This window comes from Streptomyces sp. L500 (assembly GCF_054551825.1).
The window spans coordinates 40,058-55,187 of sequence record NZ_JBTOLC010000019.1; the positions used below are offsets into that span (position 1 = coordinate 40,058).

At 72.1% G+C, this 15,130-nt stretch carries 16 protein-coding genes; 15 read left to right on the forward strand and 1 reads right to left on the reverse strand.

Annotated features, from left to right (window positions below):
- Positions 1-7 precede the first annotated feature (7 nt).
- Positions 8-2,440, forward strand: a complete 2,433-nt coding sequence (locus tag ACX9I7_RS18990) for a [protein-PII] uridylyltransferase (protein ID WP_459387984.1) — start codon at positions 8-10, stop codon at positions 2,438-2,440.
- 76 nt (positions 2,441-2,516) lie between these two features.
- Positions 2,517-4,061: a signal recognition particle protein gene (gene ffh / locus ACX9I7_RS18995; RefSeq protein ID WP_358630550.1), complete on the forward strand. Its 1,545-nt coding sequence runs from the start codon at positions 2,517-2,519 to the stop codon at positions 4,059-4,061.
- A 64-nt stretch (positions 4,062-4,125) separates the two neighbouring features.
- Here the strand turns inward: ffh and ACX9I7_RS19000 are convergent, their stop codons facing one another.
- Entirely contained in the window at positions 4,126-4,953 is an 828-nt protein-coding gene (locus ACX9I7_RS19000) for a class I SAM-dependent methyltransferase (RefSeq protein WP_387565653.1), read from the reverse strand.
- 311 nt (positions 4,954-5,264) lie between these two features.
- Here ACX9I7_RS19000 and proS point away from each other — a divergent pair, with 311 nt between their 5' ends.
- From proS to ACX9I7_RS19065, 13 genes are all read left to right on the forward strand, one after another.
- Positions 5,265-6,680, forward strand: coding sequence for a proline--tRNA ligase (gene proS, locus ACX9I7_RS19005; RefSeq protein WP_387565650.1), 1,416 nt, complete (start codon positions 5,265-5,267; stop codon positions 6,678-6,680).
- A 265-nt stretch (positions 6,681-6,945) separates the two neighbouring features.
- A complete protein-coding gene (locus tag ACX9I7_RS19010; RefSeq protein WP_189451111.1) occupies positions 6,946-7,539 on the forward strand; it encodes a hypothetical protein in 594 nt (197 codons plus the stop codon).
- A gap of 174 nt (positions 7,540-7,713) precedes the next feature.
- On the forward strand, positions 7,714-8,151 hold the full coding sequence (gene rpsP, locus ACX9I7_RS19015; protein WP_126916296.1) for a 30S ribosomal protein S16: 438 nt from the start codon (positions 7,714-7,716) through the stop codon (positions 8,149-8,151).
- A gap of 2 nt (positions 8,152-8,153) precedes the next feature.
- The gene (locus ACX9I7_RS19020) at positions 8,154-8,393 is read left to right on the forward strand and encodes an RNA-binding protein (protein ID WP_014048589.1); all 240 of its coding nucleotides are present in this window, start codon (positions 8,154-8,156) and stop codon (positions 8,391-8,393) included.
- Between the two features lie 90 nt (positions 8,394-8,483).
- Entirely contained in the window at positions 8,484-9,041 is a 558-nt protein-coding gene (rimM, locus tag ACX9I7_RS19025; RefSeq protein ID WP_386726183.1) for a ribosome maturation factor RimM, read from the forward strand.
- Positions 9,041-9,856: a tRNA (guanosine(37)-N1)-methyltransferase TrmD gene (gene trmD / locus ACX9I7_RS19030; RefSeq protein WP_358630540.1), complete on the forward strand. Its 816-nt coding sequence runs from the start codon at positions 9,041-9,043 to the stop codon at positions 9,854-9,856. Before rimM ends, trmD begins: the two co-directional genes overlap by 1 nt.
- Positions 9,857-9,986: 130 nt before the next feature.
- Positions 9,987-10,337, forward strand: a complete 351-nt coding sequence (gene rplS / locus ACX9I7_RS19035; protein ID WP_189451107.1) for a 50S ribosomal protein L19 — start codon at positions 9,987-9,989, stop codon at positions 10,335-10,337.
- Between the two features lie 45 nt (positions 10,338-10,382).
- Positions 10,383-11,201, forward strand: a complete 819-nt coding sequence (gene lepB, locus ACX9I7_RS19040; protein WP_459387985.1) for a signal peptidase I — start codon at positions 10,383-10,385, stop codon at positions 11,199-11,201.
- Positions 11,194-12,243 carry a signal peptidase I gene (gene lepB / locus ACX9I7_RS19045; protein ID WP_459387986.1) on the forward strand — a complete coding sequence of 350 codons (1,050 nt, stop codon included), beginning with the start codon at positions 11,194-11,196 and terminating at the stop codon, positions 12,241-12,243. The genes lepB (ACX9I7_RS19040) and lepB (ACX9I7_RS19045) overlap by 8 nt, the downstream gene beginning before the upstream one ends.
- Positions 12,182-13,240 (forward strand): signal peptidase I, encoded by a 1,059-nt coding sequence (lepB, locus tag ACX9I7_RS19050; RefSeq protein ID WP_459388007.1) that lies wholly within the window; start codon positions 12,182-12,184, stop codon positions 13,238-13,240. Before lepB (ACX9I7_RS19045) ends, lepB (ACX9I7_RS19050) begins: the two co-directional genes overlap by 62 nt.
- A gap of 113 nt (positions 13,241-13,353) precedes the next feature.
- Positions 13,354-14,097: a signal peptidase I gene (gene lepB / locus ACX9I7_RS19055; protein ID WP_387565642.1), complete on the forward strand. Its 744-nt coding sequence runs from the start codon at positions 13,354-13,356 to the stop codon at positions 14,095-14,097.
- Positions 14,090-14,599, forward strand: a complete 510-nt coding sequence (locus ACX9I7_RS19060; protein ID WP_387565639.1) for an NUDIX hydrolase — start codon at positions 14,090-14,092, stop codon at positions 14,597-14,599. The genes lepB (ACX9I7_RS19055) and ACX9I7_RS19060 overlap by 8 nt, the downstream gene beginning before the upstream one ends.
- A 39-nt stretch (positions 14,600-14,638) precedes the next feature.
- Positions 14,639-14,947 (forward strand): DUF2469 domain-containing protein, encoded by a 309-nt coding sequence (locus ACX9I7_RS19065; protein WP_126916304.1) that lies wholly within the window; start codon positions 14,639-14,641, stop codon positions 14,945-14,947.
- The last annotated feature ends 183 nt before the right edge of the window (positions 14,948-15,130 follow it).

Here is a 15,130-nt window from a genome sequence, read left to right on the forward strand (position 1 = left end):
GCACCCGTTGACGGAGCACGACACCGAGACGCACCCGGGGCGGCAGGGCGGCTACGCGGCCGCCCGGCTGCGCCTCCTGACCGAGGAACGGCTCACCGGCCCGCCCCTGCGCACCGGGCTCGCCCGGGCCACCGACAGCTGGCTGGGCGAACTCCTCGGGCCCGCCCCGGGCGTCGCCCTCGTCGCCGTCGGCGGCTACGGGCGCGGCGAGCTCTCCCCCCGCAGCGACCTCGACGTCCTCCTCCTCCACGACGGCACCACCGACGCCTCCGGCCTCGCGGCCCTCGCCGACCGCGTCTGGTACCCCGTCTGGGACATGGGCCTCGCCCTCGACCACTCCGTCCGCACCCCGGCCGAGGCCCGCAAGGCCGCCACCGGCGACCTCAAGGTCCACCTCGGCCTCCTCGACGCCCGCCACCTCGCCGGCGACCCGGCCCTCACCGCCGCCCTCCGCACCACCGCCTACGAGGACTGGCGCGCCCAGGCCCCCGCCCGGCTGCCCGAACTGCGCGAGCTGTGCGAGGAACGCGCCCGCCGCCACGGCGAGCTGCGCTTCCTGCTGGAACCCGACCTGAAGGAGGCCCGCGGCGGCCTCCGCGACGCCACCGCCCTGCGGGCCGTCGCCGCCTCCTGGCTCGCCGACGCCCCCCGCGAGGGACTCGAAGCCGCCCGCACCCTCCTCCTCGACACCCGCGACGCCCTCCACCTCACCACCGGCCGCGCCACCGACCGGCTCGCCCTCCAGGAACAGGACCAGGTCGCCGCCGCCCTCGGCCTCCCCGACGCCGACGCGCTCCTGCGCGACGTCTACCGGGCCGCCCACACCGTCTCCTACGCCGCCGAGGTCACCTGGCGCGAGGTCGCCCGCGTCCTGCGCGCCCGCTCCGGACGGCCCCGGCTGCGCCGGATCATCGGCGGACGCGGCGGGCGCGGCGGCTTCGTCACGCCCGAGAGGCTCCCGCTGGCGGAAGGCGTCGTCGAACAGGACGGCGAGGTCGGCCTCGCCCGTACCGCCCGCCCCGAGCACGACCCCGTGCTCCCGCTGCGCGCCGCCGCGGCCGCCGCCCAGGCGGGCCTCCCGCTGTCCCGGCACGCGGTGCGCCGCATGACCGGCGCCCCGCCGCTGCCCGTCCCCTGGCCCGCCGAGGCCCGTGAACAGCTCCTCACCCTCCTCGGCGCCGGAGAGCCCGCCGTGGCCGTCTGGGAGGCCCTGGAGACCGAGGGGATCGTCTGCCGGCTGCTGCCCGAATGGGAGCACGTACGCTGCCGCCCGCAGCGCAACGCCCTCCACCGCTGGACCGTCGACCGCCACCTCGTTGAGACGGCGGTGCGCGCCGCCGCCCTCACCCGCCGCGTCGGCCGCCCCGACCTGCTGCTCCTCGCCGCGCTCCTCCACGACATCGGCAAGGGCCTGCCGGGCGACCACTCCGAGACGGGCGCGGAGACCGCCCGCCGGGTGGCGGCCCGGCTCGGCTACGGCCCGCAGGACACGGAGGTCCTCGCCGCGCTCGTCCGCCACCACCTGCTGCTGGCCGACACCGCCACGCGCCGCGATCTCGGCGACCCGGCCACGGTCCGCGCGGTCACCGACGCGGTCGGCTCCGCCGCCGTCCTGGAGCTCCTCCACGCCCTCACCGAGGCCGACGCCCTCGCCACCGGCCCGACGGCCTGGACCGCCTGGCGGGCCTCGCTGGTGGCCGACCTGGTCCGCCGGGCGGCCGCCGCCCTCGACGGCCGGCCCGTCCCGCCCGGCCCCGAGCGGAGCGCCCCCACCGCCGAGCAGACGGGCGCGGCGGACGAGGCCCGGCGCACGGGCGCCCCCGTCGTCGTCCTGCGGGCCCGCCCCGAGGGCGCCGGGAGCGACGGGCCCGTCGGCGTCGAGCTGCTGATCGCGCTCCCCGACCGGCCGGGCGTCCTGCCCGCCGCCGCCGGGGTGCTCGCCCTCCACCGGCTGCGCGTCCGCACGGCCGAGATCCGCGCCATGGCCGGCCCGGAGGGCGAGGAGCGCCCCGTCCTCCTGCTGACCTGGCGCGTCGCCGCCGAGTACGGCTCCCCGCCGGGGGCCGCGCGGCTGCGCGAGGACCTGACGCGTGCCCTGGACGGCTCCCTCGACGTCGCCGGGCGGCTGGCCGAGCGCGAGGCCGCCTACCGCGGCCGGCGCCGGGGCGTCCCCCACGCGCCGCCTCGGGTGAGCGTGGCCCCGGGCGGCTCCCGGGACGCGACGGTCCTGGAGGTACGCGCCCAGGACGCCCCCGGACTGCTCCACCGCATCGGCCTCGCCCTGGAGGACGCCGGGCTGTGGGTGCGCAGCGCGCACGTCGGCACCCTGGGCGCGAGCGCCGTGGACGCCTTCTATGTGACCGGCCCCGGGGGCGGCCCGCTGCCGCCCGAGGAGGCCGCCCGGACGGCCCGCGCGGTCCAGGAGTCACTGGGCGGCTGACTGCACCGGGGAGGGCCGGATACCCTTGGGGGTCAGCCGCCGCCTTGACTTACGACAAGAAGGATCCGCGACCACCGTGTTCGATACCCTCTCCGACCGCCTCGCAGCGACGTTCAAGAACCTCCGGGGCAAGGGCCGCCTCTCCGAGGCCGACATCGACGCCACGGCACGCGAGATCCGCATCGCCCTGCTCGAGGCCGATGTGGCTCTGCCCGTCGTGCGCGCCTTCATCAAGCAGGTCAAGGAGCGCGCCACCGGCTCCGAGGTCTCCCAGGCCCTGAACCCGGCCCAGCAGGTCATCAAGATCGTCAACGAGGAGCTCATCACCATCCTCGGTGGCGAGACCCGCCGGCTGCGCTTCGCCAAGAGCGGCCCGACGGTCATCATGCTCGCCGGTCTCCAGGGTGCCGGTAAGACGACCCTCGCCGGAAAGCTCGGCCACTGGCTCAAGGGCCAGGGCCACGCCCCGCTGCTGGTCGCCTGTGACCTCCAGCGCCCCAACGCCGTCAACCAGCTCGGCGTCGTCGCCGAGCGCGCCGGTGTCGCGATCTTCGCGCCGGAGCCGGGCAACGGCGTGGGCGACCCGGTCCAGGTCGCCAAGGACTCCGTCGAGCACGCCCGCGCCAAGCAGTACGACGTCGTGATCGTCGACACCGCCGGCCGTCTGGGCATCGACGCGGAGCTGATGCGGCAGGCCGCGGACATCCGTGACGCGGTGCAGCCGCAGGAGATCCTCTTCGTCCTCGACGCGATGATCGGTCAGGACGCGGTCAACACCGCCGAGGCCTTCCGCGACGGCGTCGGCTTCGACGGCGTCGTGCTCTCCAAGCTCGACGGCGACGCGCGCGGTGGTGCCGCCCTGTCGGTCGCGCACGTGACCGGCAAGCAGATCATCTTCGCCTCCAACGGCGAGAAGCTGGACGACTTCGACGCGTTCCACCCGGACCGCATGGCGTCCCGCATCCTCGGCATGGGCGACATGCTCAGCCTCATCGAGAAGGCCGAGCAGACCTTCAGCCAGGCCGAGGCCGAGAAGATGGCGGCCAAGCTGGCGAAGGGCCCCAAGGAGTTCACGCTCGACGACTTCCTGTCGCAGATGGAGCAGGTCCGCAAGATGGGCTCCATCTCCAAGCTCCTCGGCATGCTCCCGGGCATGGGCCAGATCAAGGACCAGATCAACAACCTCGACGAGCGCGACGTCGACCGCACCGCCGCGATCATCAAGTCGATGACCCCGGCCGAGCGCCAGGACCCGACGATCATCAACGGCTCCCGCCGCGCCCGTATCGCCAAGGGTTCGGGTGTGGACGTCAGCGCGGTGAAGAACCTCGTGGAGCGCTTCTTCGACGCCCGCAAGATGATGTCCCGCATGGCCCAGGGCGGCGGGATGCCGGGCATGCCGGGCATCCCGGGCATGGGCGGCGGCGCGGCCCGCAAGAAGAAGCAGATCAAGCAGGGCAAGGGCAAGCGTCAGTCGGGCAACCCGATGAAGCGCAAGGCCGACGCGGAGGCCGCGGCCGCGCGCCGTGAGCAGGCGCAGGCCGAGGGCGTGCCGGGCCTCCCGACGGGCGCCGACGGCAAGTTCGAACTGCCCGACGAGTTCAAGAAGTTCATGGGCTGACCCCGGCCCTCGGCACACCGACGACAGCCCCCGGCGACGCCGGGGGCTGTCGTCGTCCGTACGCCTACACCCGGGCGATCAGGTACCGGAACACGTTCGGCATCCACACCGTCCCGTCGCCCCGCAGATACGGGTGGAGGGCCTCGGCGAGTTCCTTGGCGACCTGCTCCTCGTCCGTCGCCCGCACCGCCGCGTCGAAGGCGCCCGTGGACAGCAGGCCCCGCACCGCGCTGCCCATGTCGGCGTAGCCGTACGGGCAGGAGACCCGGCCCGAGCCGTCCGGGGTGAGCCCGGCGTCGCGGGCCAGGTTCTCCAGGTCGTCACGGCCGCTGGGACGCCAGCGGGCGGGGGCGCACATCGGATCGGCCAGGCGCGCGGCCACCCGTAGCGCGCTGGACGCCGCGCAGCGCTCCTGCGGCCCCCAGCCGGCCAGGACGACGGGCGAGCCCGGCGCGGCGTACGCGGCGGCGCGGGCGAGCCCTCGCGCGAGGCCCTGGGGGCCGGTGCCCGCGCAGAAGAGCGGGTCGAAGGCGGTGACGAGGGTGAAGAGCGGGTCGTCCGGCCCGCTCACGGCCTCGGGCCCGCCGAGGCCCAGCCGCGGGCCGTCCGTCCGGCCGCCCTCCGGCAGCAGCCGCTCACGGGCCAGCGCGAGCCTGCGGCCGTCGGTGTCGACACCGCAGACGACGGCCCCGCGGGCCGCGGCCATCAGCAGGGCCAGCCCCGAGCCGCAGCCGAGGCTCAGCAGCCGGGTGCCGGGGCCGGTCTCCAGGCGCTCGTACACCGCCTCGTAGAGCGGCACCAGCATCCGTTCCTGGATTTCCGCCCAGTCGCGGGCCCGGGATTCGGGCGAGGTCGGGGACGGCTGGTGCCGCCGCACGAGCGTTGGTGTCATCGAATGCGCCCCAATCCGCCGGTTCACGTCTTCTGATCCGTTGTCCCGCCCCCATGAGTGCCGCTTGTCCGTGCCGAGGTGCCTGGTATCCGGTGCCGCGTATCCGTTTTCTTCCGGCCGCGGCGAAGAAACCCCCCGATGCCAGAGAACTCCGCTTCGGCCGCCGAGTCCAGGGGGTGACGGCGAGGCTTTGCCCGGCCGTCACGATGGCATGTGCCGGATGTACGGGCGGCGGCGCGGACGGCCGGGAAGGGACGGTCGCCGGCGGACGGATTCACACTCGGCCTGACGGGCCCCGTACCATTCGCAGCATGGCAAAGGCTCCCATTCTCACCCCCCAGGCGGAAGACTTCCCGCGCTGGTACCAGGACCTGATCAACAAGGCCGAACTGGCCGACAACGGCCCGGTGCGCGGCACCATGGTCATCCGCCCGTACGGGTACGGGCTCTGGGAGCGCATGCAGCAGGAGATGGACGCCCGGATCAAGGACGCGGGCGCCTCCAACGCGTACTTCCCCCTCTTCATCCCGCAGTCCTACCTGACGCGGGAGGCGGAGCACGTCGAGGGCTTCGCCCCCGAGCTCGCGGTCGTCACCCACGGCGGCGGCAAGGAGCTGGAGGAGCCGGTCGTCGTCCGGCCCACCTCCGAGACGATCATCAACGAGTACTTCTCCAAGTGGGTGCAGAGCTACCGCGACCTGCCCCTGCTCATCAACCAGTGGGCCAATGTCGTCCGTTGGGAGATGCGTCCCCGCGTCTTTCTCCGCACGAGTGAATTCCTCTGGCAGGAGGGCCACACCGCCCACGCCACGTACGAGGACGCCCGCGACTACGCGGCCCGTATCCACCAGGACGTCTACTACGACTTCATGGTGAACGTCCTCGGCATCGACGTGGTGCTCGGCCGCAAGACGCCCAAGGAGCGTTTCGCGGGCGCCATCAACACCCTCACCCTCGAGGGCATGATGGGCGACGGCAAGGCCCTCCAGATGGGCACGAGCCACGAGCTCGGCCAGAACTTCGCCAAGGCCTTCAACACCTCCTACCTGTCCAAGGACGGACAGCAGGAGCTGGTCTGGCAGACGTCCTGGGGCGTCTCCACCCGCATGGTCGGCGGCCTGATCATGTCCCACGGCGACGACAAGGGCCTGCGCGTGCCGCCGCGCCTGGCGTCCGTCCAGGCCGTGGTCCTGGCGATCAAGGGTGACGAGGCCGTCCTCGCCAAGGTCCGCGAGCTCGGCGACGTCCTCAAGGCGGCGGGCGTGCGGGTGCAGGTCGACGACCGCACCGACACCCCCTTCGGCCGGCGCGCCGTCGACTGGGAGCTCAAGGGCGTCCCGGTCCGCATCGAGATCGGCCCCCGCGACCTGGAGAACGGCACCGCGATGCTGGCCCGCCGCATCCCGGGCGGCAAGGAGCCGGTGCGCATCGAGGAGCTGGCCGCGCTGCTGCCGAAGGTCCTGGAGGAGGACCAGGAGACGCTGCTGCGCCAGTCGCGCGAGCGCCGCCTGTCCCGCACCACGGACGTGGCGACCATCGAGGAGGCCGCCGAGGCCGCCGTCGCCGGCGGCTGGGCCCGCATCCCGTGGGCGACGCTGGGCGCGGAGGGCGAGGCCAAGCTGGCCGAGCAGGCCGTGACCGTGCGCTGCCTGGTGATGCCCGACGGCTCGGTGCCGGAGACCGACGACGCCGAGGGCGCCCTCGCGATCGTCGCGCGCGCCTACTGATCCACCCGCCCCCGGGCGCGCGCACATACGGCGCGCGTCCGGGGGTTCGCGCTTGTACGGGCGCGGGAGGGGCGCCTACTGCTGCTTACTGATGAGTCAGTACGTCCCACCTTGCGAACAGCTGAGCGTCTCATCCCTCCTTCTCCGCAGTTCTGCGCACCCGCCCTCCTCAGGACGAATGGGGCGGGAAACTGACTGGTACGTGCAAATTATTTGGGATGGCCCGGTATCGGAACACCGGGCCGCACCCGCTCGTTGTCACGACGTGAGCACGACACCACCTGTTCTCGCCGCAGAGCTGGCACAGGCGTGGGCCGACATTCAGCGGTTCCACCCCGAGCTGCCGGATCTAGCCGCGCCCGAATCGTTGATCGGGGAGTCGTCGTCCGCCTGCGGCGCCGAGCTCTCCTTCGAAAGGCTGCTGCACGAGGCAGTGCACGGCATCGCGGCCGCCCGCGGTGTCCGGGACACCTCTCGTGCCGGCCGTTACCACAACCGGCGATTCCTGGCGATCGCCGAGGAGCTGGGGCTCGACCACAGTGATGAGCCGCATCCCAGCAGCGGCTTCTCGCTCGTCGTGCTCAACTCGGAGGCGCGCAAGCGCTACCGGCCCACGATCGAGAGACTCCAGCGGGCGCTCAAGGCGCACACCGTCGCCACCGCCGCCGACACCTCGCGCACCTTCCGGGGCCCGGCCGCGCGCCACGGCTCCTCCGGCGGCGGGGTGCGGGTGAAGGCCGTGTGCGACTGCGGGCGCAATGTGCGCGTCGTGCCGTCCGTGCTCGCCCAGGCGCCGATCATGTGCGGCGGCTGCGGTCAGCCCTTCCGGATCCCGGAGCCCGCCGTCCCGGTCGGCTGACCCCGGCCGTTCGGTGCCCCGCGATCGATATGGCACAATGGGTCGCTGTACTCGACAGTCGCATAGGACCCCTCTCTCCTCCGGCTGACGCGTCCATCGGGCACCCGAGTACCGCAAACCCCACGTGGCATCTCGTTGTGCCCAACCACGTCAAGACCAGGAGACACCACTCCAGTGGCAGTCAAGATCAAGCTGAAGCGTCTGGGCAAGATCCGTTCGCCTCACTACCGCATCGTCGTCGCCGACTCCCGCACCCGCCGTGACGGCCGTGCGATCGAGGAGATCGGCCTGTACCACCCGGTGCAGAACCCCTCCCGCATCGAGGTCGACAGCGAGCGTGCCCAGTACTGGCTGAGCGTCGGCGCCCAGCCGACCGAGCCCGTTCTGGCCATCCTCAAGGTCACCGGCGACTGGCAGAAGTTCAAGGGTCTGCCGGCCCCGGCCCCGATGCTGGTCGCCGAGGAGAAGAAGCGCGACTTCAGCGACCTCTTCGAGGCTCGTGTGAACGCCGCGGGCGAGGCGAAGGGTGAGGCCATCACCCCGAAGGCCAAGAAGTCGGAGAAGAAGGACGAGGCCGCCGAGGCCGAGTCCGCTGAGTCGACCGAGGCCTGAGGATGCTCGAGGAGGCCCTTGAGCACCTCGTGAAGGGCATCGTCGACAACCCCGACGACGTGCAGGTCGCCTCGCGCGACCTGCGCCGGGGGCGCGTGCTGGAGGTCCGGGTCCACCCCGAGGACCTCGGCAAGGTGATCGGCCGCAACGGCCGCACCGCCCGCGCCCTGCGTACCGTCGTGGGCGCCATCGGCGGCCGTGGCATCCGTGTCGACCTCGTCGACGTGGACCAGGTCCGCTGAGAAGCGACAGAGCACCGGCACGGGCCGGGAAGGGTTTCCCTTCCCGGCCCGTTGTCGCGTTCGTAAGACCATGCGAGAAGGATTGAGACTGTGCAGCTGGTAGTCGGCAGGATCGGCCGTGCCCACGGCATCAAGGGCGAGGTCACCGTAGAGGTGCGTACGGACGAGCCCGAGCTGCGGCTCGGACCCGGCGCCGTACTGGCCACGGACCCCGCGGGCACCGGCCCGCTGACCGTCGAGACCGGCCGGGTGCACAGCGGCCGGCTGCTCCTGCGCTTCGCCGGCGTCACCGACCGCACCGCCGCCGAGGCCCTGCGCAACACCCTGCTGATCGCCGACGTCGACCCGGACGAGACTCCCGAGGACCCCGAGGAGTTCTACGACCACCAGCTGATGGACCTCGACGTCGTCACCGTCGACGGCACCGTCGTCGGCCGGATCGCCGAGATCTCCCACCTGCCCTCCCAGGACCTCTTCATCGTCGAGCGGCCCGACGGCAGCGAGGTGATGATCCCCTTCGTCTCCGAGATCGTCACCGAGATCGACCTGGACGGGCAGCGCGCCGTCGTCGACCCGCCGCGCGGTCTCCTCGACATGGGCGAGGCCGAGGTCGCGAGCAGCCGCGACGCCGAGGAGGAGCAGGAGTAATGCGCCTCGACGTCGTCACGATCTTCCCCGAGTACCTCGAGCCGCTGAACGTCTCGCTCGTCGGCAAGGCCCGCGCCCGCGGTCAGCTGGACGTACGTATCCACGACCTGCGGGAGTGGACGCACGACAAGCACAACACCGTCGACGACACCCCCTACGGCGGCGGCCCCGGCATGGTCATGAAGCCGGAGCCCTGGGGCGAGGCGCTGGACGCGATCATCGAGTCCGGCGCGGACGACGCGCGCCCCACGATCGTCGTCCCCACCCCCAGCGGCGAGCCCTTCACCCAGGAGATCGCCGTCGAGCTCGCCGAGAAGCCGTGGCTGGTCTTCACCCCCGCCCGCTACGAGGGCATCGACCGCCGCGTCATCGAGGAGTACGGCGACCACTACGACGTCCGCGAGCTCTCCATCGGCGACTACGTCCTGGCCGGCGGCGAGGCCCCCGTCCTCGTCATGGTCGAGGCCGTCGCCCGGCTGCTCCCCGGCGTCCTCGGCAACGCCGAGTCCCACCGCGACGACTCCTTCGCCCCCGGCGCCATGGCCGACCTCCTGGAAGGCCCCGTCTACACCAAGCCGCCGGAGTGGCGCGGCCGGGGCATCCCCGACGTCCTGCTCAGCGGCCACCACGGCAAGATCGCCCGCTGGCGCCGCGACGAGGCGTTCCGGCGCACCACCGCCAACCGGCCCGACCTCATCGAGCGCACCGACCCCGCCGCCTTCGACAAGAAGGACCGCGAGATGCTCTCGATCCTGGGCTGGGCCCCCGGCGCGGACGGCCGATTTGGGCGAGTGGACCCCCTCGTGGAAGAATGAGCCGTTGCCTTGCGTCCGGCGTGCGCCCCTGCCACAGGGGGACCGACGCCCGCCCGGTGTGCGGGGCACCCTTCACTTTTCCGAACGATTCCGCCGATGACCTGTGGCATCGGCGAGGAAGCAGACGAATATGTCTTCCCTGCTCGACGGCGTCAACGCCGCTTCGCTGCGCACCGACGTCCCGGCCTTCCGTCCCGGTGACACCGTGAACGTCCACGTTCGCGTCATCGAGGGCAACCGCTCCCGCATCCAGCAGTTCAAGGGTGTCGTCATCCGCCGCCAGGGTGCGGGCGTCTCCGAGACCTTCACCGTCCGCAAGGTCTCCTTCTCCGTCGGCGTCGAGCGTACCTTCCCGGTGCACAGCCCGATCTTCGAGAAGGTCGAGCTCGTCACCCGCGGTGACGTCCGTCGCGCCAAGCTGTACTACCTCCGTGAGCTCCGCGGCAAGGCCGCGAAGATCAAGGAGAAGCGCGACCGCTGAGCTCCTCGCCGGAGTCCGGAACGGGCCGGATAGGCTTTCGGCCCGATGGACACCGACGCACAGCTCGCATCGCTTCCGGAGCGCGACCGCTCTCCCGAACCCGCACAGGGGGAGGAGCAGGGGTCGCGCTCCGCGCGTTTTTCCGGGCTCTCCGCCGCTTGGCGATGGTGTACCGACGGTGGGCCGCTGCGGCGCGCTGGGGTGCTGCTCTTCGTCTGTCTGGTCTCGCTGCTGCTGGTCAGCGCCTATCTGGTGCAGCCGTTCCTGATCCCCAGCGGATCGATGGAGAAGACCCTCCAGGTCGGCGACCGGGTGCTCGTCAACAAGCTCGCCTACCGCTTCGGGGACGAGCCGCGCCGGGGCGATGTGATCGTCTTCGACGGCACCGACTCCTTCGTCCAGGACGACGGGCCCTCGGAGAACGTGGTGACCACGATCATCCGCAAGGGCGCGGCGGCCGTCGGGCTGATGCGGCCCTCCGAGACCGACTACGTCAAACGGGTCGTCGGCGTCGGCGGCGACCGCGTCCGCTGCTGCGACAAGTGGGGCCGGCTGGAGATCAACGGCCGTCCGGTGCTGGAGGAATACCTCTACCCGGGGGACGTTCCCTCCCAAGTGCCGTTCGATGTGGTGGTGCCGGAGGGCAAGCTATGGGTCATGGGTGACCATCGCAGCGACTCCCGTGACTCGCGGGACCATCTGGGCGAGCCGGGCGGCGGCATGGTTCCGGTGAACCGCGTCGTCGGGCGCGCCGACTGGATCGGCTGGCCGCTGGGCCGGACGACCTCCCTCGGCCGGACCGGCGCCTTCGCGGACGTCCCCGACCCGGGCCCGGGGCACGGGGGAGGCGGCCCGCATGGGTAGCAGGGGCCGCACCGGCGTCCGTACGGCCGCGCCGGCCGCCCGCCCGGCGACGGCGCCCGACGACCGGCCGCCCCCGGGGGCCGGGGGACGGGCGGAGCGGCGCAGGGCCGCGAAACGGACCGCCAGGAAGCAGCGGCGCCGGCGGCAGCGCTCGGTGCTCAAGGAAGTGCCCATCCTCATAGGCGTCGCGGTGTTGATCGCCCTGGTGCTGAAGACGTTCCTCGTCCAGGCCTTCGTGATCCCGTCCGGCTCGATGGAGGAGACCATCCGGATCGGCGACCGGGTGCTGGTCGACAAGCTGACGCCCTGGTTCGGGACCCGGCCGCAGCGCGGCGACGTGGTGGTCTTCAAGGACCCCGGGGGATGGCTCGGCGACGAGTGGAAGTCCCGCCATGACCCGGTGGGGATCAAACAGGGGAAGGAAGCGCTCACCTTCATCGGCCTGCTGCCCTCGGCCGACGAGCAGGACCTCATCAAGCGCGTGGTGGGCGTCGGCGGCGACAGGGTCAAGTGCTGCGACAAGGACGGCAAAATCACGGTCAACGGAACGCCGCTCGAAGAACCCTACGTCCACCCGGGGAACCCTCCTTCCCAGATGACGTTCGACGTGAAGGTCCCGGCGGGCCGGCTCTTCGTCATGGGCGACCACCGCTCCGACTCGGCCGACTCGCGCTACCACCTGGACCAGCCGGGGCAGGGAACCGTCCCGGAGGACCTGGTGGTGGGGCGTGCGGTGCTGATCGCCTGGCCGCTGGACCACTGGCGGCGGCTGACCGAACCGGACACGTACGCTTCGGTGCGGGACGCGCCGCGCGCGGATGCGCGGGCGGGCGGTTCGCCGCATAGTCTGTCCCCCACGGATCATGAAGGATTGATCCTGCTCCCGACCCCTGCGGAACTCCCGCTCGTTATGGGAGTGATGGGCCTGCGTCGTACGTATCGCGGGCGGCAGCGTGGAGTGAGGAGTGGATGTGGGGGATGTGGCGGTCGGCGCGCGTTCCGGTCACGGAGAGCCCGAAAGGCGGCCCGGGCGGACGGATGAGCCGTCCGGGGAGCTGTCCGGGGAGCCGTCCGGCGGTGACACGCCGCGGGAGGCCAGGTCCCAGGCGGCCGGTCCCGGCCAGGACGCCACGACGGTGACGTCCTCGGAGACCCCCGCGTCCGAAGGCGGCGCGGGGCACGGCGGCAGCGGCGGCGAGGGCCGCGGGTCGCGCCGCGACGAGCCGAAGAAGCAACGATCCTTCTGGAAGGAGCTGCCGCTCCTCATCGGTATCGCGCTGGTGCTCGCGCTGCTCATCAAGACCTTCCTGGTGCAGGCGTTCTCGATTCCCTCCGAGTCGATGCAGAACACCCTCCAGCGCGGCGACCGGGTGCTGGTGGACAAGCTCACGCCGTGGTTCGGCTCCAAACCCGAGCGCGGCGAGGTCGTCGTCTTCCACGATCCGGGCGGCTGGCTGGGCGAGAGCCCGGCCGCCGACAACGGCCCGGTGGCCAGCGGGCTCCAGAAGGTGCTCAGCTTCATCGGCCTGATGCCCTCGGCCGAGGAGAAGGACCTGATCAAGCGGGTCATCGCGGTCGGCGGCGACACCGTCGAGTGCAAGGGCAACAACGAGCCGGTGACGGTCAACGGCAAGGCGCTCGACGAGCCGTACATCTTCCCCGGGAACACGCCCTGCGGCGACAAGCCCTTCGGCCCGATCAAGGTGCCCCAGGGCCGGATCTGGGTGATGGGCGACCACCGTCAGGACTCCCTCGACTCCCGCTACCACCAGGAGCTCGACAGGTTCCAGGGCACGGTCTCGGAGGACGAGGTCGTGGGCCGCGCGATCGTCGTGGCCTGGCCGGTGAACCGGTGGTCCACGCTGCCGGTCCCCGGCACGTTCGACCAGCCGGGGCTGAGCGCCGCGGCCGCCGTCGCGCCGCCGGCGTTCGGGCTCGCGGGCGCGGTGCCGCTGGTGCTGTGGCGCCGCCGCCGGAACCTGCGCAAGGCCGAGGGGTCCGAGCGGTCCGTCGTGGTGGTCCCCACCGCGAAGGGGTGACGCGTCGTCCCTCCCCAACCGGCTGACATCGGCCCTCGCCAGGGGCTGACCGGAGCCCGTACCCCCGGGTAGGGTGCGGTTCCGTCGGACCGGCGGACGGGGGATGGGACGCGATGAGCGCAGTGGAACGTGGCGTCGACGGCCACGGCCGCGCGGGCAGGGTGCTGTCCGGGCTGGCCGTGGCCGTCGGCTGTGTGCTCTTCCTCGGCGGCTTCGGCTGGGCCGCCCTGCTGTACCGGCCGTACACCGTGCCCACGGACTCGATGGCGCCCACGATCGGGCGCGGCGACCGGATCCTCGCCCAGCGGATCGACGGCGGCGAGGTGCGGCGCGGGGACGTCGTCGTCTTCGAGGACGAGGTCTGGGCCAACGTCCCAATGGTCAAACGGGTCGTCGGCGTCGGCGGCGATCACATCGAGTGCTGTGACAAACAGGGCCGCCTGATGATCAACGGCAAGCCCGTGGAGGAGCCCTATCTGGAGGGCTCCGGCCCGGCCTCGCCCACCGGTTTCTCGGCCACCGTCCCCGAGGGCCGGCTGTTCCTCCTGGGCGACCACCGCTCGGACTCGCTGGACTCCCGCAGCCATATGACCGACGCGGGTCAGGGCACGGTGCCGCGTGACGCCGTCCGGGCCCGGGTGGACGCCACGGCCTGGCCGGTGTCCGGCTGGGGCATGATCGAGCGCCCCGGCGCCTTCGCCGCCCTGCCCGGCGGCACCTCCCGGCCGGGGCCGCTGCCGCTGATCACGACGTGCGTGGTGGCGGGCGCGGTGCTCATCCTGGGAGGTGCGGCGGTCGGCGCGCTCGCACAGCGGGCGGCACGCGGCGGGAAGGCGGCGGTGGCGACCCATGGGTGAGACGGGCGGGGTCGAGGGCGACGGCCCGCGCCGGGCCGCCCGCGTCGTCCTGCTGGACCCGGACGACCGGATCCTGCTGCTCCACGGCTACGAACCGGACGACCCCGCCACCACCTGGTGGTTCACCCCCGGCGGAGGGCTGGAGGGCGACGAGGGCTGGGAGGAGGCCGCGCGCCGTGAGCTGGCCGAGGAGACGGGGATCACCGAGATCGAACTCGGCCCGGTGCTCTGGACGCGCAGGTGCTCGTTCCCCTTCGACGGCCGCCGCTGGGAGCAGGACGAGCGCTACTACCTGGCCCGGACCGCGCAGCGGCCCACCTGGTCCGGCGGTGGGACGGAGCTGGAGCGGCGCAGCCTGTCGGGGCTGCGCTGGTGGACCTGCGAAGAACTGCTCGCGACGCATGAGACGGTGTACCCGACCAGACTCGCCGGGCTGCTGCGGGCGCTGCTCGACGAGGGACCCCCGAGTACGCCGGTGCTCCTGGAGACCGAGCGCGCCTGACGCACAATGGGGGGACGCACGGCTGAAGGGGAACATGCCATGAGCGCCGAGGACCTCGAGAAGTACGAGACCGAGATGGAGCTGAAGCTCTACCGGGAGTACCGCGACGTCGTCGGACTGTTCAAATACGTGATCGAGACCGAGCGCCGTTTCTACCTGACGAACGACTACGAGATGCAGGTGCACTCGGTGCAGGGCGAGGTCTTCTTCGAGGTCTCGATGGCGGACGCGTGGGTGTGGGACATGTACCGGCCGGCGCGCTTCGTGAAGCAGGTGCGGGTGCTCACGTTCAAGGACGTGAACATCGAGGAGCTCAACAAGACCGATCTCGATCTGCCGGGGACGTGATCCGATCGTTCGGGGGTCCTCTGGGCTCCTCTGGGGCTCCTCTGGGGGGTCCTCCCCTGATCGGGTGACGGTGTTTTCCACAATCGCGGGGTTATCCACCAATGATCGGGTGACGGTGTTTTCCACAATCGCGGGGTTATCCACCAAGATCCAAAACTTGGGGGCGCGGGCGGCATAGTCGGC